Raw genomic sequence first — 617 nt, 5'->3', positions numbered from 1 at the left:
TTGACAGAGCCTGTCACACCAGCAAAAGACTTTTCATGCTTTTCTTTTGCGTTAGAGGTATCATAGCTTTCTGATAGGGTGATATTATTGCCGGCATCAATGTTTACATCACGATCCGCCGAAACAATGGCTGCTTGCATATTTACATCATTGTCAGCAGTAATCTGCACATCTTGGCGTGCCGTGATGTGTGATTGTGTGGAAGTGGTTTCCCATTGATCGCCCGTATCTTTGGCGCTTGCAATTCCAACACCTACAGAAGCACCGCTGTTGCTCTTTTCAAACTGAATGCCAAAGCCTGTGCGTTCTTCCTTTGAGCTTGAGGAATGGCTATTATGACCAACAAGCACATTGACATCACGAGCTGCCGAAAGGTTAATATTCTCACCTGCAAGATCAGAGCCAACAATTGTTACATCTTTTTTCTTGGCAGTGATGTTGATATTGCCATCCGCATTGAGAGAAGAACCTTGATGCTCAAAACTCTCTTCATTTTCTGTCTTTCCCTCACTCCCGTATATCGACACAAAGCCCTTGCCTGATCCCACACCAAAACCCGTTTCATGGGTCTCTGAATGGCTCTTATGATGATCTGTCATGCCATCAATCGTCACACT

1 protein-coding gene is annotated in these 617 nt (G+C 44.6%); it reads right to left on the bottom strand.

Annotation, left to right across the window (positions count from 1 at the left end):
- Positions 1-617, bottom strand: a 617-nt coding sequence (locus tag ACFIKB_RS09615) for a hemagglutinin repeat-containing protein (protein ID WP_375653537.1), incomplete at both ends; no start/stop codon positions are given.

It is taken from the genome of Bartonella sp. MR110HLJHH, assembly GCF_042194225.1.
Taxonomy (GTDB): Bacteria; Pseudomonadota; Alphaproteobacteria; order Rhizobiales; family Rhizobiaceae; genus Bartonella; species Bartonella grahamii.
This window is presented reverse-complemented; position numbering and strand designations above follow the sequence as displayed.